Genomic DNA, 22,953 nt, shown 5'->3' with positions numbered 1-22,953 from the left:
GCTCATTCGCACCGAAGCGGTACACCTCATATCCGGCGAGGCGCAGTTTTCGATCGACAGACACCATGTCGGCATAGATCTGCAACGACGGATGATCGAATCGGTTCACGGCCCCAATCGCCGAATTCGAAATTAAAAATCCTCGTCCGCGGAATCTTCGTCGACCTTTTCCGCTCCCCATGCAGCGATAACCTGCTGTAAAGGAAAGGGCTTCGTTTCTTTCGACCACTCGTGGAATGGCGCGGCCGTTTGGCTATATGGCCCGGGATCGGGTCGATCGAACTGCACGCGTGTCGGAATATGGAAGGCGCTGCCAAAAACGATGGCTTCGCCGGACGCCAATATCGTCACTTGGTCGAGCAGGCGCCGTGCTTGCATCGGAATGATGCGGCGAAAGTGTTCAATATCATCAGGGTTTTGCAGCCGGTGGCTGATGAAATTGGCGCATTGACTGATGATCGTCTGGCTTATTTCGCTGGGTCGCTGACTGGCGATGATCAGTGACAAACCAAATTTCCGTCCCTCTTTGGCAATACGCTCGTATGCCAAGCGTGCTTGACGATGACCACGGTCCTCGTCCGAACGACCCGGCCGGGCATAATTATGTGCCTCTTCCAGAACGAGCACCCAAGGATGTTTGTATCGGGACGCTGCTGGCAGGCGTTCGCGTGCTTCCAGTAGGATGCGACCGATGACGGCGCACGCGTAGGGAAGGACTTCGTTGCTCAACATGGAGAGGTCAAGCACCGACACCTTTGGACCCGTCGCCTTGCCGAGACCGAAGCGCGCGAACCAGGACAAAAGGTCGGTGATCGCCACAGTCGCTTCCTCGTAGTTGAGGAATGCGCGCCAACGCTTGTCATCCAACCTGGTCTTGAGCCGAAGCTTCAGGGTTGTGAGGTGCGCATCGACCCGGAACGTATCCTCTTTGGAAGCCGCCCGGTTGATCAGCGATGGATCGGTCAATGTTGCTCGCGCTATCGGAAGTGGCGAATCCGCAGTACGGACACCCGCTTCGGCGACACCACTGCCTCCAACGATTTGCTCGCGGATTTCGTCTTTCAGCTTCTCCGCTTCGGCCGCCACCGCTGCCTGATTATTCATGACCTCAGTGTTGTAGTCGTTGGCCGTTCGATGATGCGTGAACAGGGCTTCGAAGGCTGTCGTATTGATCCCGGTGTTTACAAGATGCCCGACAGCGGCATCACAATAGGAGCCGGCTGCCTTCTTCTTGATGCGGGTGAGTTCGCTCAGAAGCTGATCCAGAGCGCTCATGGCATTCTGAAGGGAATTCAAGTTGGCAGCATCATCTGCACTGCCGCCCCTGGCGATCGCCCACCAGTCTTTAAGCACCGGCTCCTGAGTCTGCTCCGACGCGCTCAGCCAGGCACAGATTTCCTCGGCATTGAGGAACCACAGCGGAACACCAAACTCCTCGCCGTTCAGATAGACCCGGTCCGGTTGGCGGGCCGTTGTTTTACCCGACGGAAATGCCTTTTCATATTCGCCGTTAATGTCGAGAATGAAAACGTGTGGTTCCTCGGCCGCGCCGTCGAGCGCTTTCATCGCTTTTTGGATGAGGCTCGACACGGAATAGGACTTTCCTGAGCCCGTGTTGCCAACGATAGCCAACGGCCGAGAGAATAGGTCATTATACGAGGCGCGGACGACATTGCTCGACTGACCTGTGGGATGGCCGATCTTCAACTCACAATCGAAATCCTTCGCGTCGTAACCTTCCGGCTGGTTCCGGCGGGGCGGTATCTCGAAGACGGCGCGAAGGATGTCAGGTGACCCAATCTCAGCGGGCGTGTCCAAGGTGGGCAGCACCGAAATGCCTGGACTGAACGAGGGCTCGTTGTCGATCCGCTCGATCGTTCCGAGCAATTGCACACTCGCGATCCTTCTAGGCTTCATCAATTCGAGACTGAGATCATCGCCGCTTGTGGGATCGAAGCTTTCCCGAGCCTCTAGGTCGGTGATCATCCCGATGACGGTTTCGCCAGCTCCGAGCGAAAATGTCAGATAGGCATTGATGGCGATCGCTACTTGAACCCCGTCCAGTGTTGCCCGAAGCGCCGATCGAGTCTCGGGCAGAAGCTCGACTTTGATGCGAAACCCCTGAACTGCAACGATGTGGCCAACAAGACGCGGGTTGTCCATATCAGACTCCCGGGTCCAGATTCGGATCTGGTGCAGGCGTTGAAGAAGATGCGATCTGTTTCTCGAAGCGCCTCAGTCGAAGGAAGTCGTCGAGCCATTGGACGTCTGGCATCACCGATCTGGCGAAGTCGTCGAACGTCGCGTGTTTGAAAGCCGCAGCGGCGAAAGCTGTATCTGTGGGGCACAGCACGAAAGCTCTTTTGCCGAGATCCTTGTAGCGCCGGATACGCTCGATGACGGGGCTGTTTGGATTTGGTTCAACCACCAGCATGACCAGCGACGGATTCATAAGAGCATTTTCTATGATGCGGCTGACATGATCATCCCCGAATCCGTAGCCGAGAATGAGGAGGAAGGTTTGTGGGATGCCGAGACGCACTTGAAAGGATCGAAAGAGATGCGCGTAGGGCATTGTCAGGGTTTGGGCGAACTTGTTGGCGGTGGGCAAGATGCCAACCGATGGCGTTTCCATAGCCAGTTTCGACAATGCCGCTGCCTTGTCTGCTGGGCCGAGGCTTCCGTATGTGCGAAACGGTCCCAGGCTTGGATGCCGAGCACGCATTTCGCCGTCCTGCTCAAACCAATGGATGGAGCCGTGAAGCTTGTAGAAGTGCAGGAACTTGTCGAACCGGCGAACACGGCCCTCCGCAACCTCGCCAGGATAGTAGACGTCGAGGCCGTAGACCGACGGATCGAAGCGAGCCTCAGCCCGGCCGGTGAAGCCATCGAAATATTGGATGCCGAGGATTTCAAGCGCTTGCTCGAAAAGCGTGTCGTAGTTCAGCGTGAAGAGATGGGTCCGACCCAGATTGCTGTCTCGGGCGACAAGCTTCGAAAGAAAGGCAAGTTGCGGCGCAATCTCGGCAGCGGCCGTGGCCGCTCCTGTATCCCTGAGCGACAACGCACATTCTGCGAAGATCGCGATGCGAAGCCGATCGACGAACCATTGAAGTTCAAGGACTGTCGGCGCCGGGGCGGCAGGCCAAATAACTCCTGTGAACGGAGCATCGGTCGACTCGGTGACGACAAGTGCATTGGCGATGAAAGACAGCCATCCCTCGAAGCCGATGACCGGCTCGTCCATCATATTCGCGTAGTCGACACTGGTCTTGCGGGCGGTAATTATTGGTTTGATGGAATCTGGCAGATCGGCAAGCGCCTCGATGGTGGCAAAGACTGCGGTTTCAAGATTTGCCATCGTCTTGCCGCCAGAGCTGACCGATGCCCCTGACCCGGTCAAGACAACTAGATTCTCCATCCGCAACCACTCTGCGATCAGCGCCTGCAGGCGTATGCGGCCTTGCTTCTGATCAAGCGCCGAGAGGATATCGCCGACATCGCCGCTCTCAGTTAAACCGATAAGCTGGTATTCCAACGGCGCTGCGGCTGGTCCTGTCATTTCGGTCCTCCGTCGCCGTCCCTGATTGGGTTGACGATCTCGATATCGAAGAAGTCTTTTTCATTGTCGGTCACGACGATGCACGCGTTGGCCTCGGCCACGGCGGCAATGATCGTGTCAAGCGCACTCCGCGAACGGCCTTTCGCTTTGCCATTGGCCATCAACCGTGCCCACACCAGAGCGGCCTTTTCGTCGAACGGCAGGACGCGGCCACCAAACAGCGCCTGCGGACCTTCCGGACCCGTAAACCAGGCTTCAAGGCTGTCGCGCTTCTTGCCTTTCGGCTTTTCAAGAATGCCCCGGCGGATTTCGGCGACAGTGAGCGAGGCAATGAAAAGGTCTTGGTCTTTCTGTGCCCCCATCCATGCCAATAAAGAACTCGACGGTTCCTGCTTTACGACGTTGCTGATAATATTGGTGTCGAGGAGATAGCGCGTCACAGATCGACCTTTCGCCCTTCTTCATGCGGACGCGTCAGGTCGAGATTGGCCCCGACAAGCGGCGAGCGACGCAACGCGGAGAGGATGCCACCGGGCTCGGGCGGCTCGCCAGAAACGGCCTGTTGCATCGTGCGCCGAAGCTGCCCGGCCTCCGGCCCCTCCTCAGTCAGCTTCCTTGCGAGCGTTCGGATGAGGGTCTTGTCGGTCTCGAGGGCTTGAAGTTCGAACCGGACGATGCCCCGCTCCGTCAAGCGAGACCGATAGTTCTCGATCGCCCTCTTCTGTGCGCTATTGCTCATCGCCTGCCTCCATGGTATATCTGGATATATAGCCGATTTCTGGACACTCCGCAAGGTTCGATGATCTCGGTGCGGAGTCGACGGCGGCGATATGAGAGCGAGAAGAGCGGTGCCCTGTGTCGTGAAGGTCATGGAACGGGCTGATTTGCCGGGCGATCACGGAAAAGTTTTTCGTGCGCCTGTTTTGGCGCGGCTGCGCCCGGTCACGCCACGGTTTGCGGATGATCGCTCGAATACGACACAAGCCATTGATATCGCTATTGTTTTTTTCTTGCCAGCTTACGGGAATTTGTTTTCTTTGTTGCGATGCGGAGCAATCCGCGCAACAACAAGGACGCGGCAGTGGCCCGACCGAGAGGAACAACAGCAACGAACCTTCGCTTGGTCGCCGATAAGGCGTCTACGGGTTCGGCTGAGTCTCCCTCGTCGAAGCCCGATCCGCGCCTTGTCGAACTGGTGCGGCTGTTGGCCCGGCAAGCCGCCCGTGACTTCGTTCGGGCCGAGACGGAAGGCCGGAAGCGTGACCACCTCCCGGACTGAGGAGGCGTCATGAAGGTTGCTCTCTACGCCCGCTATTCTTCCGACAATCAGCGTGACGCCTCGATTGAGGATCAACTGCGGCTGTGCCGTCTCCACGCCGAGAAGCAGGGCTGGACGATCGTCGACAGCTATACGGATCGCGCGATCTCCGGCGCGTCCCTGCTTCGTCCCGGCATCCAGGAACTCATAGGTGATGCGACTCGCGGAAAGTTCGCCGTTGTCCTGGCGGAAGCGATGGACCGGTTGAGCCGCGATCAGGAAGATATTGCCGGTCTCTTCAAGCGGATGGCTTTCGCGGGCGTGCGGATCGTCACGCTCTCGGAAGGCGACGTGACGCATCTGCACGTTGGACTGAAGGGCACCATGAATGCCCTCTTCCTCAAAGATCTGGCGGACAAGACGCGCCGCGGGCTGCGTGGCCGCGTCGAAGACGGCAAGTCCGGCGGTGGGCTTTGTTTCGGCTATGACGTCGTGAAGCAGTTCGCGAGCAACGGCGAGCCGATCCGTGGGGATCGCACGATCAACGAGGCGGAAGCGGCCGTGGTCCGGCGCATCTTTTCGGACTATCTGGCCGGCAAGTCCTCGCGCACCATCGCCTTCGACCTGAACCGGGAAGGCGTAGCGGGGCCACAGGGTTCGGAATGGGGGCCATCGACCATTCACGGCAATCCGAAGCGCGGCGTCGGCATTCTCAACAACGAGCTCTACATCGGCCGCCTTGTCTGGAACCGGCTGCGCTATCTCAAGGACCCCGATACCGGCAAGCGAGTATCCCGCCCGAACCCCGAGTCCGAATGGGTGGTCCAGGACGTTCCTGACCTGCGCATTGTCGATCAAGAGATTTGGGATGCGGTGAAGGCGCGTCAGCAAGCGCTTGCCTACGAACCATCGGCGCCAGGCGAGAACAGCCTCAACGATCGTCGGCGCCCCAAGCATCTCTTCGCCGGGCTGGTGAAGTGCGGGTGCTGCGGCGGCGGGTACACGATGATCTCGAAAGACCTGCTCGGCTGCGCCGCGTCCCGCAACAAGGGGACATGCGATAACCGGCTGAACATCCGGCGCGACGCCTTGGAGGCATCTATCCTGAACGGGCTCAGCACGCACCTCATGGAGCCGGAGCTGTTCAAGGAATTCTGTGCGGAATTCACGCGCGAGGTGAACCGGCTCCGGATCGAGCGCCGAACCGATCAGGACGCATGGCAGAGCGAGCTGGGCAAGGTCGAGAAGCAGATTCGAGGTATTATCACCGCGATCAAGGATGGCATGTATCAGCCATCGATGAAGGCAGAGATGGATGTGCTGGAAACCCGTAAGTCTGAGCTTTCTGACTTGCTTGCGAACGCACAGGAGCCCCCGCCGCTCCTCCATCCGAATATGGCGCAGATTTACCGCCAGCGAATCTCAACCCTTTACGAGTGCCTTCAGGCCGAAGACGGCAAGGCTGAGGCTGCCGAGGTTTTCCGCACGCTAGTCGATCAGGTGACTCTCGTTCCCGACGGTGCCGAACTAGCGATCGTGCTGCGCGGCGACCTGGCAGCCATCCTCCGGTTTGCCGCGGGCAAGAAAAACCCCGACTTCCTCTCGGAGGCCGGGGTTTTAGATGGCTTGCTATCGCAAGCATCGGTGGTTGCGGGGAGGCGCAACGCCCGATCGCTGCGAAACGGGGCCCAAAACGCGAACGGCGCCCCTTCCGGGACGCCGTCGCAAGTATCGCAAGAATCGGTGGTTGCGGGGGCAGGATTTGAACCTGCGACCTTCAGGTTATGAGCCTGACGAGCTACCGGGCTGCTCCACCCCGCGTCAAGTCCGAACTGTTTTGCCGGCAGCGCCGTCGTTCGGTGAGGCGTATGTAGCAATCCCCCCCGGCAAAGGAAAGGGCCGGCTGCCAAAAAAACGTCATGGCAGCCATGCTTGCCCCCTCCGCCTGTGGATGAGTGGCCGCCAGCCACAAAGGCAAGGCCTCGCAAAGCCTTATGTGGGTTGGGTTCCGGCTGTCTCTGGCCGGACCGGCCGGCTGGAGCCGGGAGGATGCGCAGGCCTGTGGACGACGCTGCGCCGCCACCCGGATGGCCGGCGGCAGCGCGCGGGAGCTCAGGGGCGCTGCTCCATCGGGATACGTAAAAGCGTTCGCGCGCCGACGGTGGCGGCGCGTCGCCGGGCTTTTCCCGCACAGGGCGCTTTCTTGCGAACCGCGATGCTGAAAGGCTACTCGGAAGGAGGGTCGTCCGCGCGCCCGCCGGCCTTCACCGCCTTTCGCGCGGCTGCGGCGGCATTGTTCAGCACCTTGCGGGCCTCGCGGCCGGCGCGCCCCTCCACCAGGGAGGTGACGGCGCCGTGGAGGGTGGCGAGGTCCTGTCGGGTGAGGCCCAGGCGGTGGAAGATGTTGCGGATGTTGCGCGTGGTGGAAGGGCGCTTCTCCGGCGAGCGGAAGAAGCCGGCATCATCCAGCGCGCCTTCCAGATGGTCGAAGAAGGCGAACAGGTCCTGCTTGTCGGCGAGGGGGGATTTGTCCGGCGCCGAGAAGGGCAGGGTGCCCGCGCTCGCGGCCTTGAACCACTCGTAGCCCACCACGGCGACGCAGGTGGCGAGATTGAGAGAGGCGAAGGCGGGATTCACCGGCAGGGTGAGGATGGCGTCGCACAGCGAGACCTCCTCCGTGTAGAGGCCGGTGCGCTCGCGGCCGAATACCAGGGCCACGTCTTCCCCGGCGGCGAGGTGGCTGCTGGCCTCCTGTGCGGCGCCGTCGGCGCCGACGACCGGCTTCGCCATGCCCCGCTCGCGCGCGGTTGCCGCGAAGGCGTACTTGATTCCAGAAAGGGCCGTGCGCAGGTCGGGATAGAGCTCGGCGGTATCGAGGATGCGATCCGCCCCGGCGCTGAAGACGCGGGCCTGCGTGTTCGGCCAGCCCTCGCGGGGGTTCACGATCCGCAGGCGCGAGAGGCCGAAATTGCCCATGGCGCGCGCCGCCGAGCCGATGTTCTGCCCCAGCTGGGGCTCCACGAGGATCACCACCGGCCCGCCGGCGACCCAGGGTTTCGTGCTGTCGGTACCTGAACCTGGCATCTTCTCACTCCGCCGGCTGTCTCGCACACCCGGCCCTCTGCGTCGAGCTTGTACACATTGTCATGCAATTCATGCCAAAGGCGGGGGCATTGGCGCTTTCACTAGGTGGCGCGCCGGTGCTATAGCGGCGCGCTGGGAGGATTGCCGAGGGGCAGGCAGGCCCAAACCGCGCCCCGCGCGCGGTGTGTGGACCGCTACCCGAGGCGACTTCTGACACGAATTCATCCACGCGCAGAGCACCCCGAAAGGTCGTCCACATGGCGAAGATCAAGGTGGCTAATCCGGTCGTCGAACTCGACGGCGACGAGATGACCCGGATCATCTGGCAGTACATCAAGGACAAGCTGATCCACCCGTATCTCGACATCGACCTCGAGTATTACGACCTGTCCGTCGAGAACCGCGATGCCACCAGCGACCAGGTGACCATCGATGCGGCCAACGCCATCAAGAAGCATGGCGTCGGCGTCAAGTGCGCCACCATCACCCCGGACGAGGCCCGGGTGAAGGAGTTCAACCTGAAGGAGATGTGGAAGTCGCCGAACGGCACCATCCGCAATATCCTCGGCGGCGTGATCTTCCGCGAGCCCATCATCTGCAAGAACGTGCCGCGGCTCGTGCCCGGCTGGACCCAGCCCATCGTCGTCGGCCGTCACGCCTTCGGCGACCAGTACCGCGCCACCGATTTCAAGGTGCCGGGCAAGGGCACGCTGACCATCTCCTTCGTGGGCGAGGACGGCACGAAGATCGAGAAGGAAGTCTACAAGTTCCCCGGCGCCGGCGTCGCGCTGGCCATGTACAACCTGGACGAATCCATCCGTGAGTTCGCCCGCGCCTCGCTGAACTATGGCCTGCTGCGCAACTATCCGGTCTACCTCTCCACGAAGAACACCATCCTGAAGGCCTATGACGGCCGCTTCAAGGACATCTTCCAGGAGGTCTACGAGGCCGAGTTCAAGGCAGAGTTCGACAAGCGCGGCCTCACCTACGAGCATCGCCTGATCGACGACATGGTGGCTTCGGCCCTCAAGTGGTCGGGCGGCTATGTGTGGGCCTGCAAGAACTACGACGGCGACGTGCAGTCCGACATCGTGGCCCAGGGCTTCGGCTCTCTCGGCCTCATGACCTCCGTGCTCATGACCCCCGATGGCAAGACCGTGGAGGCCGAAGCCGCCCACGGCACCGTGACCCGCCACTACCGCGAGCACCAGAAGGGCAAGGAGACCTCCACCAACTCCATCGCTTCCATCTTCGCCTGGACCCGTGGCCTCGCCCACCGCGCCAAGCTGGACGGCAACGAGGAGCTGGCCGCCTTCTCCAAGACCCTGGAAAAGGTGTGCGTGGACACGGTCGAGTCCGGCTACATGACCAAGGACCTCGCGTTGCTGGTGGGCGCTGACCAGAAGTGGCTCTCCACCACCGGCTTCCTGGACAAGATCTCCGAGAACCTTCAGAAGGCCCTCGCGGCCTGAGGTTTTCTCGATCTGCGTTCCGCTTCGGCGGGATCGAACGCCGGCTTCCTGGGAGCCGGCGTTTTCTTTTACGCGCCTCAGCTTGTCCGCTTGCGGGGGCGGGGGCGGGAAAACCGCAGCCGGCGGGTCGCATGGGCCCCTCCGGTGGGCTGTCCGGCGATTTCCGTCAGGCGGCGGCCGATGTCCGGGTAGCGCAGGTTGAGCATGTGCAGCTCGTCCTCCTCGATGGCGAGCAGCTTGCTCCTCGCCAGCGCGCGCACTGCCGGAAACGTGCCATCGGCGCCCGGCGTGACGCCGAACACATCGCCGGTACCGAGACGGACGGAGCCGCTGGCGTCGGTTGCCTCCAGTTCTCCTTCCAGCACCACGAACATGTGCCGCGCGCGCTCTCCTGGCCGCACCACCTGTCGTCCGCGATCGAAGCTGCGCGAATTGAACAGGGGCAGGAGATCGCCCAGGACCCGCGCATCGAGGTCCGAGAAGGGTGGCAGGCGCGAGAGCATGGAAAAGGTCACCACGAAATTGTGCTTCGAGATGACCTCCGAGAAGGAGCTGGCGATGATGGCGATGGGCAGCGCCAGCATGATGAGGCCGCCCACCATGGTGACGGCGCCGATCATGCGGCCGACTGTGCTCACCGGCACCACATCGCCATAGCCCACCGTGGTGAGGGTGGTGATGGCCCACCACATGGCGCCGGGAATGGAGCCGAACTTGTCCGGCTGCACAGTCCGCTCCGCCAGATACATGGCGGTTGCCGCCAGCAGCACTCCGGTGCTCAGAATGACAAGGCATGCCAGCAGGGCGTAGCGCTCGCGCTTCACCGCGAGATAGAGGGCATTGAAGCCCGATGAATAGCGCGCCAGCTTGAGGAAACGCAGCAGGCGCAGCACCAGCAGGGCATGCACATCGAGCGGCGCGAACACCGCCACCAGCGCCGGCGCCACGGCCAGCAGATCGATGACGGCGGCCGGCGTGCAGAGGTAGTTCAGGCGAGCGCGCCAGGCGGGCATGCGCCGACGCAGCGGATGCTCCGGTGCCACCCATATGCGCACCGCATATTCGGCCGCGAAGATGGTGAGCGCCGCAAGCTCGCTCCAATAGAACCATTCCTGGTCGCGCAGCTCCAGGGAGGGGACCGTGGCGAGCACCGTGCCCCCCACGCTGAGGAGCACGATGACAATGAGGAAATAGTGGAGCAGATCGGCGGCCAGGTCGCCGGGCATGTCGCGCTCGAGAACATCGAATGCACGCTGTCGCACCTGCGTCCAGGTCATGGGGCGAACCTTGCTGCTGGCGCGAGGGAGGTACGCGGCCGACGATGGGGCAGGAGCCTGCGAATCATCGGCATCCGAAACGCTCCGCTTCCCGCGCGCGCGCCTCGGCGGTGCGCGTGGCGACCGCATCGGGCGGCAGGCCCAGGGTGCCCAGGAGCCGTGCCACCAGCTGCAGGCTGCTCTCCACGGTCTCTGGGATGACGCCGGAGACGCCATGGCCGGCGAGGCGGCAGGCGTGATCGGCATCCTTGGCGCGGGCGAGCACGGGGATGCCCCCCCAGCGGCGATGGATCACCTCGGCCATGCGCTCCGCCGCCGATGGCGAATCGAGCGTGAGCACGAACGCGATGGCGCCTTCCGCGCCGAGCCGCTCCAGGATTTCCTCCCGTCCGGCATCGCCGAAATAGACGGGCCGGCCGGACGCGCGCTCCTGCGCCACGCGGCGGGGATTGCTGTCCACCCCGACGAATGGAACATTCTCCCGCTCCAGGGCCTCCGCCACCATGCGGCCGACGCGCCCGAACCCGCCGATGATGACATGCCCGCTCGGCGTCTCGCTGCCGGGAGTGGAGAGATGGTCGTGCGCCTTCACCTCAAGCCGCAGGCCAAGCCGATGGCCGATGGCGGAAAGAAGAGGTGTTGCGGCCAGCCCGAGGCCGACCGCAGCAATGACGAGACCGGCATCCGCGCTGCCGAGCACGCCTTTCGCCACCATCAGCCCCAGGACCACGAGCGCGAATTCGCCCGTCTGCGCGAGCAGGATGGCCGCTTCGGCCGCCTCGGCCTTTGACACACCCATCATGCGGGCCGCCGCGAAATTGAACGCGGTCTTGATCGTGAGCAGCACGACCGTTCCGGCCAGCACCAGGTGCAGGTGGGGCAGCACTGCGCGGAAATTCACGCTCATGCCGACGGTGACGAAGAAAACGCCGATCAGCAGGCCCTTGAAAGGCTCAAGGTCCACTTCGATCTGGTGGCGGTAGGCGGTTTCTGAAAGCAGCATGCCGGCGAGGAAGGCGCCGAGCGCGCCCGAAAGTCCGGCGGCGCGGGTGAATGCGGCCGTGCCCACCACCACCACCAGCGTGATGGCCATGATGAGCTCGCGCGATCGGGTGCTGCCGGCCATGGTCACCAGCGGCGCCATGATGAAGCGCCCCGCCACCAGGATCAGCGCCACCGCCCCCACCGCCTTCGCCAGCGCCGTGGCCGCCAGGATCAGCACGCTGCCGCCGCCGGCGATCAGTTCAGTGGCGAGCAGGATGGGAACCACCATCAGGTCCTGAAACAACAGAACCGCAATGACCAGCTGTCCCAGCGGAGCGAGGGAGCGATGTTCCTCCACGAGGATTTGCGTGACCACCGCCGTGGAGGACAGCGCCAAGGCGAAACCCAGGACCAGCGCGACATCGGGCTCCGCGAAGCCCGACAGCCCGACCGCCGACGCCAGCGCGCCCCCGCAGAACAGCACCTGCAGGCCACCGATGCCGAACACCTCGCGCCGCAGCGCCCACAACCGGCTTGCCGAAAATTCCAACCCGAGCAGGAACAGGAGAAAGATCACGCCCAGCTCGCCGAAGGGCGCAGCGCGCTCTGGATCCGTGATGGTGACGAAGCGCAGCCAGGGTTGTTCCGCCGCCCAGCTTCCCAAGCCATGGGGGCCGAGCAGGGCGCCCACCATGATGAAGCCGACCACGGCACCGATGCGCACCCGGTGGAACAGGGGCACCAAGATACCGGCAGCCAGGAGATAGACGAACCCGTCCTTGAGGAAGGCGTCACCCACAGCCGCTTCTCCCCGCGCAGCCATCGTCCGAAGTTCGCGCCTCCATAGGGCACATGACCGGACGCTCGGCGCACTCTTTCAAAAGACAAAGCCTCATGCGCACCGTGGCGACGTCTCGACCGCCGGTCCGACGAGAAGCGAACTCAACGGATACACGGTTCCCCAGGCCCTTTACCTTGCCGGTGGCGGAACTGGGAAACTGCGTCGCGCGCTATGGCCTCTGCCGCGCTTCACTCGTCCGCAGGAGGTGCCACGAGCGGCGCCCCGCCCGCGGCCCAGGGTCAACCCGCGAGGGCCGATTCGATCGCGGCCAATGCGGCGTCGGCCTTGGAACCGTCCGGCCCGCCGGCCTGGGCCATGTCCGGCCGGCCGCCGCCGCCCTTCCCGCCCAGCGCCTCGGCACCGCGACGCACCAGCGCCACCGCATCGAAACGCCCCACGAGATCCGCGGTGACGCCGACGACGAGCGAGGCTTTGCCGTCTGCCGCATTGTTGGCCACCGCAACTACACCCGAGCCGATCTTGGTCTTGCCTTCGTCCGCGATGGCCTTGAGATCCTTCGGATCCGCGCCAGAAATGGCAATGGCGAGATACTTCGTGCCATTGACCTCAATGACGCGGGGGCCGCGTTCTTCGTCGCCGCCACCGGACATGGCGAGCTTCTTGCGGACTTCCGCCAGCTCCCGTTCCAGCTTGCGCCGCTCTTCCACGAGGACCGCAAGGCGTGTCTCGACCTCGGCGACGGGGGCCTTGAGGATCGCCGCGGCGCCCTGGAGGGCGGCATCGGCTGCATTGAGATGATGGCGCGCCGCGTCGGCGGTGAGCGCCTCCAGGCGGCGGACGCCGGAAGCAACCGCACTCTCGGCAAGCACGGAGACAAGGCCGATGTCCCCGGTCCGGCGCACGTGCGTGCCACCGCACAGTTCAATGGAATAAGGTGCTCCGTTGCCGTCGTCCGTGCCCATGGACACGACGCGCACCTCATCGCCGTATTTTTCGCCGAACAGAGCCCGCGCACCGGAGGCTATGGCGTCATCCACCGCCATGACACGCGTCTCCACGGGCTCGTTGCGCAGCACGAAGCGGTTGGCGATGTCCTCAACCTGCGCAATCTCCTGCGAGGTCAGCGGCTTGGGGTGCGAGAAATCAAATCGCAGGCGATCGGGAGCCACCAGAGAGCCCTTCTGCGCGACATGGTCGCCGAGCACGCGACGCAGCGCTTCATGCAGGAGGTGGGTAGCAGAATGGTTGGCGCGGAGCGCGGAGCGGCGAGCGTGATCCACCTCCAGCACCACCGCAGTTCCAACCTTCAGCTCGCCGCCGGTGACCTCCACCTCGTGCACGAACAGGTCACCGAGCTTCTTCTGCGTGGAAACGACACGCGCCGAAACGCCGCCTTCCCCGCTCCAGCTTCCGGTGTCGCCTTGCTGGCCGCCGGACTCGGCATAGAAAGGGGTCTGGTTCAGCACGACGAAGCCACGGGCGCCGGTCGGCAGGCTCGCGACCTCAGCGCCGTCCTTCAACACGGCGACAATCGCGCCTTCGGCCTTCTCAGTCTCGTAGCCGAGGAACTCGGTGGCACCCACCTTGTCGCGGATCTGGAACCAGACGGCATCAGTGGCCGCCTCGCCAGACCCGGCCCAATTGGCGCGGGCCTCGGCCTTCTGTCGCGCCATCGCCACATCGAACGCCGGGAGATCCACCGAAATGCCCCGCGCCCGCAGGGCATCCTGCGTGAGGTCGAGGGGGAAGCCATAGGTGTCGTAAAGTTTGAACGCCACTTCTCCCGAGAAGCTCGCACCGGTGGTGAGGCCGGAAGTCTCCTCTTCGAGGATGGCCAAGCCGCGCTCCAGTGTCCGGCGGAAACGGGTCTCTTCCAGGAGCAGGGTCTCGCTCGCGAGCGCATCCGCGCGGACGATCTCCGGGTAGGCACGCCCCATCTCCCGCACCAGCGCCGGCACCAGGCGGTGCATCAGCGGCTCGCGCGCGCCGAGGAGCTGCGCGTGGCGCATGGCGCGCCGCATGATGCGGCGCAGCACATAGCCTCGTCCTTCGTTGGAAGGCAGCACACCATCCGCGGTGAGAAAGACCGAGGCACGCAGATGGTCGGCGATGACGCGATGGCTGGCCTTCTGGGGGCCGTCGGGATCGACGTTCGTGAGTTCCGCGACCTCGCCGATAAGGGCGCGCATGAGGTCGGTTTCGTAATTGTCGTGGGTGCCCTGGAGCACCGCCGAGATGCGCTCAAGCCCCATGCCGGTATCGATGGACGGACGCGGCAGCACCAGGCGTTCCCCGCCTGGAAGCTGCTCGTACTGCATGAACACGAGATTCCAAATCTCAATGAAGCGGTCGCCATCCTCGTCCGGAGAGCCGGGAGGGCCACCGGGGATGTGGCCCCCGTGGTCGAAGAAGATCTCGGAGCATGGTCCGCACGGGCCGGTATCGCCCATGGACCAGAAATTGTCGGAGGTAGAGATGCGGATGATCTTCTCGTCGGGCAGCCCGGCGATCTTCTTCCACAGATTGAAGGCTTCCTCGTCTTCGTTATAGACGGTGACGAGCAGGCGCTCCTTCGGCAGGTCGAAGGTCCCGGTGACGAGATTCCAGGCGAGCTCGATCGCGCGGTCCTTGAAATAGTCGCCGAACGAGAAATTGCCCAGCATCTCGAAGAATGTGTGATGCCGCGCCGTATAGCCGACGTTGTCGAGATCGTTGTGCTTGCCGCCAGCACGCACACACTTCTGTGCGGTGACGGCACGCGAGTAGGCGCGCTTCTCCATGCCGGTGAAGACATTCTTGAACTGCACCATCCCTGCGTTGGTGAACATCAGGGTGGGGTCGTTTTGCGGCACCAGCGGGGATGAGGGAACAGCCTCGTGCCCGTGCTTGACGAAGTAGTCGATGAAAGTCGACCGGATCTCGTTGACGCCGCTCATGTGCCGGCCACTACCCTTAAGAGCCGGACGCGCAAGACGCAGCCGGCGATGATCACCTCGGACGTACCGCCAACGGCAGCCCGGTTCCGTGGCCGCCCTGGATGGACCTGAACGGCGAACCGGAACCGGTTTCGTTTACCGATGGGGCCGGCGCTTGTCCAGAAACGCATGCCGTTTGCGGAAGACCGCGGTGGCGTCAGCCCTCCGTCGGCTCCTGTCCGTCGGCATCCTCCTCCGGCTCGCCGGCGAGGATCTTTTCGGCGATCAGGCCGGCATTCTGGCGGATGGCGGCCTCGATGCGTCCGGCCACCTCCGCATTCTGCCGCAGGAAGGTCTTGGCGTTTTCCCGGCCCTGGCCCAGCCGCTGGCTGTCGTAGGAGAACCACGCACCGGACTTTTCCACCACGCCGGCGCGCACGCCGAGGTCGAGAAGCTCTCCCATCTTGGAGATACCCTCGCCGTACATGATGTCGAACTCGACCTGCTTGAAGGGTGGCGCCAGCTTGTTCTTCACCACCTTCACACGGGTCTGGTTGCCCACCATCTCATCGCGCTCCTTGATGGAGCCGAAGCGGCGGATGTCGAGGCGCACCGAAGCGTAGAACTTCAGCGCGTTGCCGCCCGTCGTGGTTTCCGGCGAGCCGTACATCACGCCGATCTTCATCCGAATCTGATTGATGAAGATCACCATGGTGTTGGACTTGGAGATGGACGCCGTGAGCTTGCGCAGCGCCTGGCTCATGAGGCGCGCCTGCATGCCCGGCTGGTTGTCGCCCATCTCGCCCTCCAGCTCCGCGCGGGGCGTGAGGGCGGCGACCGAATCCACCACCAGCACGTCGATGGCCCCGGACCGGACCAGCGTGTCGGCGATCTCAAGGGCCTGCTCACCTGCGTCAGGCTGGGAAATCAGGAGGTCATCGAGATTCACGCCGAGCTTGCGGGCGTAGACGGGGTCGAGCGCATGCTCGGCATCGATGAAGGCGCAGGTACCGCCGCGCTTCTGCGATTCGGCGATCACATGCAGCGCGAGCGTGGTCTTGCCCGAGGATTCAGGCCCGAAGATCTCGACGATGCGGCCCTTGGGCAGCCCACCGATGCCCAGGGCGATATCGAGACCCAGGGACCCGGAGGGAATGCTCTCGATTTCCAGCGCCTTGCCGCCCTTGCCGAGGCGCATGATCGAGCCTTTGCCGAAGTGGCGTTCGATCTGGGAAAGCGCGGCATCCAGAGCTTTGGTCTTGTCCATGGAAGAACCTTCGACGAGTCGGAGTGTCGCCTGAGTCATCGCCGCGCTCCAATGCTGGCGCAAGGGGAAATGAGTGGCTTCACTCGTACATGTTTTGTTCGATGTTCGCAATATGTTCTGCATGGGGTCTCGGCCGCGTCGCGCTGGTGGTGGAAGCGCGATCGCTTTTTGTCGATCCAGCGCGGGCGGCTTCCCGTAATTATCTGTCGCTCAATTCCGTGCAAGCCATTGGAAACGCGGTAAAATGACGGGTGCCAATCGACTAATTGGCGAACCCGAGAGGCGAGAATCGACTGATAGATATGGAAGCCATTGATATCACAATTGTTTTTGGCGAACTGATCAGGCTAGACAGGTGATTGCCAGCGCTGATTGGCGAACAGATTGGCGAACACGTCATATCTTGCTGGAATGATCTCGTTTTCCAAACGGCAACGAGGAGAGGATTTTTTTAAGCGCAATCAGGTGCTTACGGGCCGCGTCATAAGCTTGCGCGGTCGCGACGGCCATTCTCCATCCGAGAGTGAGAAAGGCATCTCCCGGCACATCGGGGGCATCCGGGCCAGTAAGAAAGCTGAACCGCCCCGGGTTTGCCGGAGGCTCCAACTCCTGAGAAGGTGGAGCCATGACGGGCAAGACGACGAACAAATTCTCCCCCGAGGTGCGGGAGCGGGCGGTGCGGCTGGTGCTGGATCACGCGCATGAGTATCCGTCCCGCTGGCAGGCGATCCTGTCGATCTCGGCGAAGATCGGCTGCTCGGGGCACTCGCTGAACGAGTGGGTGAAGAAGGCCGAGGTGGATGCCGGCAAGCGAGCCGGCGTGTCGACGGACATGGCCGCGAAGCTGAAGGCGCTTGAGCGCGAGAACCGGGAGCTGCGGCAGGCAAACGAGATCCTGCGCAAGGCGTCGGCGTATTTCGCCCTGGCGGAGCTCGACCGCCGGTCGAAGACATGATCGCGTTCATCGACGATCATCGCGGTGCGTATGGGGTCGAGCCGATCTGCAAGGTCCTGCCGATCGCCCCCATCGCGATCCGGAACGGATCGCGTCCCGCGATCCTATGCGACCTATCATGCGCATGTCGCCCGGCGGCTTGATCCCTCGAAGTGCTCGGCACGGGTGCGGCGGGACGCGGCCTTGCGGCCCCAGATCGAGCGCGTGTTCGCCGAGAACTTCGAGGTGTACGGGGTACGCAAGGTCTGGCGGCAGATGGTGCGGGAGGGGTTCGATGTCGCCCGCTGTACCATCGAGCGGCTGATGCAGGGCATGGGCCTCGCCGGCGTGATCCGCGGCAAGCCGGTCCGCACCACGATGCGGGACAAGGCGGCGCCATGCCCACTCGATGATTAACCGGAGAGGTAAGTATTTGAATTTTCAGAGAGTGTAAAACTGAAAAATCGACATTTACCGTCAGATATACCGTCAGATTCATACGCAATTGATTTTCCACAATAAATGTGGCGCGGTGCGCGGCATCAATCTGTACGTTTGCATTATATACAAAGCGCGAGAGAAATAGCTAGAGCCGATCGCAAAAGCTCGCGATTGACTGCGATAGATAACGATGCCGTGTGCGCGTTCCTCGCTGTTCTGCAGGCTACGCATTCGATGCACTCCAGCCCTCGCCGGGCTTCCAATGCTCATCTCTTTCAGTAGGCTCGATCAGGGGAAGCAGAAATCCGGCGAGGTCGGACACCACGGCAGCCAGCTCCGTCGGCGCCGAGGCCATTCGCTCTCGCCCCAGGAAGGCCTTCCACTGCCGCCCCCAGGCATCGGCGTAAGCATCGCTCAGACCGATCGGCTTCTCGGTTGGAAGCATGGTCTCGCGTCGCGCAAAGGTCTGGCGAACGGCCTCTGCAAGCGATGCCCGATCAAATTCGAACGTCTGCGCGATCAACCAGAGATCGTAGAAATCCTTCAGCCGGCTGTTCGCGATACCGAGTTGGACGAGCGCCTGGAATTTCTCGGCAACCACCGTCGTCACCGGATAAGCGCGCAGGCGGGGTGCTGGCGCGTCGAGCAGTGGCGGATACACGATCTCGACGGGTCCCGGCGTGACGGCATCACCGAAACCGATGTCGACCTGGATCGGAACGCGGGCACCGGCGATCGTCGCGGAGGTGCGCACACGAATGCCACCGTATTCAACGTCTTCCCGGATCGGAACAGCCGTGATCGCGACGATATCGAACTCCACACCATCATCATCGACCGGTTGCCCGCAGATCTCGCGAAAGACCCCGCCGATCGCCTCAGGGCTGTTCTCGCCATAGCCGAGGAAATCGAGATCGCGTGTCGGCCGGAACGGGTCTTCCACCCAGGTCACGAACAGCATCGCCCCTTTCAGAACGAAGCGGTCGCGATGGGGTGATTGGCTCAGCCGGTAAAGAAGCCGTTCCAGCGCATAGCGCGTTAGCAGAATCTGAAAGTCCGTGCGTTCGACGCGAGACCGGTCGAGCAGGCGAGCCCGGACGGAAGCACCGACGTTTTTCCTGGGTTCACGCGCCATCGGACACCATCGCCTCCACATAGGGTTTCATGGTCGTCCAGACCTTGCCCTTCGTCCCATAGGTCCAGAGCTGGTCGCTCGTGACTTTCCGCCGTCGAAGTCCCTCACGCAGACCTTCCAGGGCGACATCCAGTCCGACCTTCGCCCGATAACGAAAGCAATCAACGATCGTCCGCGCTGGGTTTGTGATCGCCACCTCGACACCATCAATGGAATGCCGCTCGACACCTTCCGCCAGCGAGGGACCCGTAAAGCGCACGAAGCGAATGGGCGGATAGTCGATCTTGGGACGCCAAGCGGTGCGATCGATGGCCATCCAAACGGCCGACGGCATTTGCAGGGTCAGCTCATGGAATTGCAGCGCTGAGGTCAGGCAGATGACGCCTTTGGGAACGAGTGCCGACGCTTCGGCAAGGACGCGGGCGGCATCGCCCGAGCTATCCGCGAGCTGATAAAGACCACGCGCGGGGCGGACGACCGCCCCGTCCCGGACAAGACGCGCCAGCGTTTCCGGGCCGATGCCGTGGGCGGCAAAGTCCTTCAGCCGCATCATCGGGCACGTTTTCAGCAGCTTGAGCGCTTGAGCGCGTTGAGAATCCATGGCCGTAGCGATGTGATATTTCCTCGGCAGATTCAGAATACAGCAGAGGTTTTATCACATTCTCAGGAAACGGCAATCCGATGCGATTGCTCCTCGAAGTGGCCGCCTCCGCGCCGGCGCCGCCAAAATGCAGGCTCTGACTTGCCCCTGGTACCGGCGTATGTTCGCCGCTCTCCAGGGGCAATGGCAATTGACGCGCGGCAGCCCTCACGAACGATACCGCCTTACGTGTGATCCATCAGGTCGTCGACTGTCCTCGCCTTGATGTAGCGAGCCGGGTTTGGGCCAGAGGCGAGCGCGCTGAAGTGCGCCTCGCCGCACGCGATTTTGCCGGCTTCGATGTCGCGCAGGTCATCGACGAAGAGGCTGCCTTTGGTCTCTACGACGAAATAGAGACGCTCTTCGCCACTGACTTCGACCAGAACCGCCCAATCGGGATTGTAGGTACCGAGCGGCGTCGGCACTTTGAACCACCCGGGCAGCTTGGCATAGATCTTCACAGCCTCGTTCTTTTCGAGCTGCTCAGCGAATGTCCGCTCGACACCTCCGGAATCATAGACGACGTGCTCGAAGACCGACTTCTGCGCGTCCTTGAGCATGTTGCGCAAATATCCGGTCAGTTCCTCCTGAGCGAAAAGCTCCTGCGCGTAATAGTGCTCGTCGCCGATCCGCTGATATTTGATGCCGTCGACAATGGCCAAACGCTTGGTCCGGTTGATGACCTCGCCGGCGATCTCGATGAACGCTTGCGGATTGCGCTTGAAGTCGGTCAAGCGGCCACACGCGGTGAGAATGCGGACGAGGCTCTTGCGAGTGAGCTGGGTCCGGTCCTGAAGATCGGTCAGCACATCGGGCAGGACGATGTCGCCTTCCTCGATCGTGATGATCGTTCCGCTGTTCTTGTCGTGCTCCTTGGCCTCAACACCACCTTGACCGATGGAAAGGTCGGCCTTCCTGACCCGCACGCGGGCCTTGGAGACGGGCGGGCCGTTGGCGATGGCCTTGGCGCAATCGGTGATCAGCTTCTCGTTGTCGAAGTGAACGCGATAGGTCGTCTTATGCTTGATGCGATCCCAGAGCGCCTGGAACTCGGCGCTTTCGAGAATGGCCTGCCGTGTCTTGACGGTGACACGCTCGTCGGCATTCTTGATGTCGAGCTTCCCGGCGACCTTCTTCAGCACGTCACGAACCGCGCCGAGATGGGCGGCGAGCGCCGTCGGCAACGCGAGGGTTCCGTCCTTCAGGGCGGTGCGCAGCGTGTCCTGCACCTTGCCCTTGGTATCGACGAAGCCCTCGGCCTTCAGGTGATCGAAGATGGCGGCGGATTCCTCGAAACCCAGCATTCCGGTCGAGCCGTCCGGGTTGACCACGGGGATTGTCGCGAACTGGTGCTTCTCGACGATGCCGAACTTGATGCCGGTGTCCTTCTCGATTTCCTTCTGCAGGTTCTCGGCGAAGTCCTCATAGCTCTCGGTGGCGATGACCGTCAGAGTGTTGATGTCGAAGCCGCGCAGGCGTTCGCCACTCTGATTCACACAAAGCCTGAGACCTCGGCCGATGGTCTGCCGCCGCTCGCGTTCGGTGCCAATCTCGCGGAGCGCGCAAATCTGGAAGACGTTGGGATTGTCCCAGCCCTCTTTCAGGGCGGAGTGCGAGAAGATGAACTTCAGCTTCGTATCGAAGCTGAGCAGCTTCTCCTTGTCCTTCATGATCAGGTTATAGGCGCGCTCGGCATTGTCGCGCCCCGCCTGATTGTTGTCGGCCGTGTCGGTCCAGCGCCGCGACTTGTCGATCGAGAAATAGCCGTCATGCACTTCTTCGGCTTCCGACGTAACGTCGACCTCCTTGAACAGGCTGACGAAGTCGGGAAGCTTCGCCGCGCGGCGATACTCTTCCTCGAAGATGCGGGCGTATTTGCCCTTCACGGGATTTCCATCGGCGTCGTAGGACCGGTAGTGCTCTACCGCGTCGATGAAGAACAGGCTCAGCACCTTGATGCCGAGCGGCGCCAACCGCTTTTCCTTTTCCAGATGCTCGTGGATGGTACGCCGGATCATCAGGCGCTTCAGCGCGTCGGCATCGACATCGCCGACGGCTTGGCCAGGCTGAAGAAACTCCTCGCTGCCCGGCAGCTTCACCTCCAGGAGCTGACTGTCGCGTCCGGCGCGGATTTCCCCGATGCGGCAATCGGCATAGATCGCACGCTTGGTCAGTTCCTCCAGATCGTCGCCATCCTGAACCGTCACCTCCTGGCGACGCACTTGCTTGCCGTCGAGCACGTCGATTTCGACGCGCGCGGTGATGGTCCCCTTGGCGTTGCTAGCGGAGACGAAGCGGACGTAGGCCTTGTTGTGGCCGCCCTCCACTTCGAGCGAGGCGACCTCGATCTGCTTGACCAGCTTGCGCTCATAGGCGTCGACCGCGTCGAGGCGGAACACCATGTGATGTTTGTCGACGTGGGTCGCCGAATAGCGCAGCGTGCATAGCGGATTCATCTCGCCGAGGGCGTTCTTGCCCGCACCGGAAAGGCCGCCGTCGACGCTCTGCGGTTCGTCCACGATCAGGATCGGCCGCGTCGCGCGGATGAGGTCGATCGGCCGTTCGCCGCCCGTCTTCTCGCTGTCCTTGTAGAGGTTGTTCACATCCTTCTTGTTGATGGCGCCAACCGTCACCACCATGATCTGGATGTTGGGGCTGGTTGCGAAATTGCGCACCTGTCCGAGCTTGGCGGAATCGTAGAGGAAATAGTCGAAGGGCTGCCCCGAATAGAGACCCTTGAAATGCTCCTCGGTGATCTGGAGCGTCTTGTAGACGCCCTCCTTGATCGCGACCGACGGCACGACGATGACGAATTTGGTGAAGCCGTAGAGCTTGTTCAGCTCGAAAATGGTGCGGAGATAGACATAGGTCTTGCCCGTGCCCGTCTCCATTTCCACCGTGAAATCGCCGGAGGTCAGCGCGGAGGACGGCGCCAAGCCGTTGCGGAGCTGGATATCCTTCAGATTGGTGATGATCTCGTCATCCAGAAGCGTGAGCCGATTGCCGATACCGAGTTCGCTTTCGACCAGCCCGAGTTCACCCTGAAGCCCCCCCGCCTCCTGCCGGGTGACCGTGAACTCGGTGCGGTTGATCTCCTGCCCACGGAACAGGTCCGCGACGGCCTCGATTGCACGTTTCTGGTAGTCGAGATCGGGTTCGAAATGAAGCTTCATCGAACCGTC

General features: G+C 62.5%; 14 protein-coding genes, 1 tRNA gene, 1 pseudogene and 1 other annotated feature. Of the genes and pseudogenes, 3 read left to right on the top strand and 13 right to left on the bottom strand.

Annotation, left to right across the window (positions count from 1 at the left end; translation table 11 throughout):
• Positions 1-132: 132 nt before the first annotated feature.
• Genes V5F61_RS18055 through V5F61_RS18040 form a run of 4 tightly spaced genes read right to left on the bottom strand, consistent with a single transcriptional unit; the run spans position 133 to position 4,301 of the window.
• Positions 133-2,163 (bottom strand): ATP-binding protein, encoded by a 2,031-nt coding sequence (locus tag V5F61_RS18055; RefSeq protein ID WP_393990096.1) that lies wholly within the window; start codon positions 2,161-2,163, stop codon positions 133-135.
• Between the two features lies 1 nt (position 2,164).
• Positions 2,165-3,562 carry an SIR2 family protein gene (locus tag V5F61_RS18050; protein ID WP_393990095.1) on the bottom strand — a complete coding sequence of 466 codons (1,398 nt, stop codon included), beginning with the start codon at positions 3,560-3,562 and terminating at the stop codon, positions 2,165-2,167.
• On the bottom strand, positions 3,559-4,002 hold the full coding sequence (locus V5F61_RS18045) for a type II toxin-antitoxin system VapC family toxin (protein ID WP_393990094.1): 444 nt from the start codon (positions 4,000-4,002) through the stop codon (positions 3,559-3,561). Before V5F61_RS18045 ends, V5F61_RS18050 begins: the two co-directional genes overlap by 4 nt.
• Positions 3,999-4,301, bottom strand: a complete 303-nt coding sequence (locus V5F61_RS18040; RefSeq protein WP_393990093.1) for a hypothetical protein — start codon at positions 4,299-4,301, stop codon at positions 3,999-4,001. The genes V5F61_RS18045 and V5F61_RS18040 overlap by 4 nt, the downstream gene beginning before the upstream one ends.
• A gap of 549 nt (positions 4,302-4,850) precedes the next feature.
• Here V5F61_RS18040 and V5F61_RS18035 point away from each other — a divergent pair.
• Entirely contained in the window at positions 4,851-6,608 is a 1,758-nt protein-coding gene (locus tag V5F61_RS18035) for a recombinase family protein (RefSeq protein ID WP_393990099.1), read from the top strand.
• Here the strand turns inward: V5F61_RS18035 and V5F61_RS18030 are convergent.
• Positions 6,565-6,641: transfer RNA gene (locus V5F61_RS18030), tRNA-Met, on the bottom strand. The two genes, V5F61_RS18035 and V5F61_RS18030, sit on opposite strands and share 44 nt — an antisense overlap.
• Positions 6,642-7,046: 405 nt before the next feature.
• On the bottom strand, positions 7,047-7,904 hold the full coding sequence (locus V5F61_RS18025; RefSeq protein ID WP_393990092.1) for an RNA methyltransferase: 858 nt from the start codon (positions 7,902-7,904) through the stop codon (positions 7,047-7,049).
• Between the two features lie 257 nt (positions 7,905-8,161).
• Here V5F61_RS18025 and V5F61_RS18020 point away from each other — a divergent pair, with 257 nt between their 5' ends.
• Complete coding sequence (locus tag V5F61_RS18020; RefSeq protein ID WP_393990091.1) at positions 8,162-9,376, top strand: NADP-dependent isocitrate dehydrogenase; 1,215 nt, start codon at positions 8,162-8,164, stop codon at positions 9,374-9,376.
• 77 nt (positions 9,377-9,453) lie between these two features.
• Here V5F61_RS18020 and V5F61_RS18015 read toward each other — a convergent pair whose 3' ends face one another.
• From V5F61_RS18015 to recA, 4 genes are all read right to left on the bottom strand, one after another.
• Entirely contained in the window at positions 9,454-10,653 is a 1,200-nt protein-coding gene (locus V5F61_RS18015) for a cyclic nucleotide-gated ion channel (protein ID WP_393990090.1), read from the bottom strand.
• Between the two features lie 64 nt (positions 10,654-10,717).
• The gene (locus V5F61_RS18010) at positions 10,718-12,436 is read right to left on the bottom strand and encodes a cation:proton antiporter domain-containing protein (protein ID WP_393990089.1); all 1,719 of its coding nucleotides are present in this window, start codon (positions 12,434-12,436) and stop codon (positions 10,718-10,720) included.
• A gap of 281 nt (positions 12,437-12,717) precedes the next feature.
• Positions 12,718-15,375, bottom strand: coding sequence for an alanine--tRNA ligase (alaS, locus tag V5F61_RS18005; protein ID WP_393990088.1), 2,658 nt, complete (start codon positions 15,373-15,375; stop codon positions 12,718-12,720).
• A 196-nt stretch (positions 15,376-15,571) separates the two neighbouring features.
• Positions 15,572-16,660 (bottom strand): recombinase RecA, encoded by a 1,089-nt coding sequence (gene recA, locus V5F61_RS18000; protein WP_393990087.1) that lies wholly within the window; start codon positions 16,658-16,660, stop codon positions 15,572-15,574.
• A 586-nt stretch (positions 16,661-17,246) separates the two neighbouring features.
• On the opposite strand from recA, the pseudogene V5F61_RS17995 reads away from it, so the two are divergent.
• A pseudogene (locus V5F61_RS17995) lies at positions 17,247-17,966 on the top strand (IS3 family transposase); the annotation flags it as partial.
• Positions 17,531-17,647 (top strand) — a sequence feature (AL1L pseudoknot). It overlaps the preceding pseudogene by 117 nt.
• Before the next feature lie 253 nt (positions 17,967-18,219).
• Here V5F61_RS17995 and V5F61_RS17990 read toward each other — a convergent pair.
• The 3 genes from V5F61_RS17990 to V5F61_RS17980 form a co-directional block, all read right to left on the bottom strand.
• Positions 18,220-19,131, bottom strand: a complete 912-nt coding sequence (locus V5F61_RS17990) for a nucleotidyl transferase AbiEii/AbiGii toxin family protein (RefSeq protein WP_393990086.1) — start codon at positions 19,129-19,131, stop codon at positions 18,220-18,222.
• Complete coding sequence (locus tag V5F61_RS17985) at positions 19,121-19,732, bottom strand: type IV toxin-antitoxin system AbiEi family antitoxin domain-containing protein (RefSeq protein WP_393990085.1); 612 nt, start codon at positions 19,730-19,732, stop codon at positions 19,121-19,123. Before V5F61_RS17985 ends, V5F61_RS17990 begins: the two co-directional genes overlap by 11 nt.
• 224 nt (positions 19,733-19,956) lie before the next feature.
• Positions 19,957-22,944 carry a type III restriction-modification system endonuclease gene (locus V5F61_RS17980; protein ID WP_393990084.1) on the bottom strand — a complete coding sequence of 996 codons (2,988 nt, stop codon included), beginning with the start codon at positions 22,942-22,944 and terminating at the stop codon, positions 19,957-19,959.
• Positions 22,945-22,953: the final 9 nt, after the last annotated feature.

The organism is Xanthobacter sediminis (assembly GCF_043195015.1).
In the GTDB taxonomy this organism is placed as follows: domain Bacteria; phylum Pseudomonadota; class Alphaproteobacteria; order Rhizobiales; family Xanthobacteraceae; genus Xanthobacter.
Note: the sequence above shows the minus strand (reverse complement) of the source record. Positions and strands in the feature narration are given on the sequence as shown.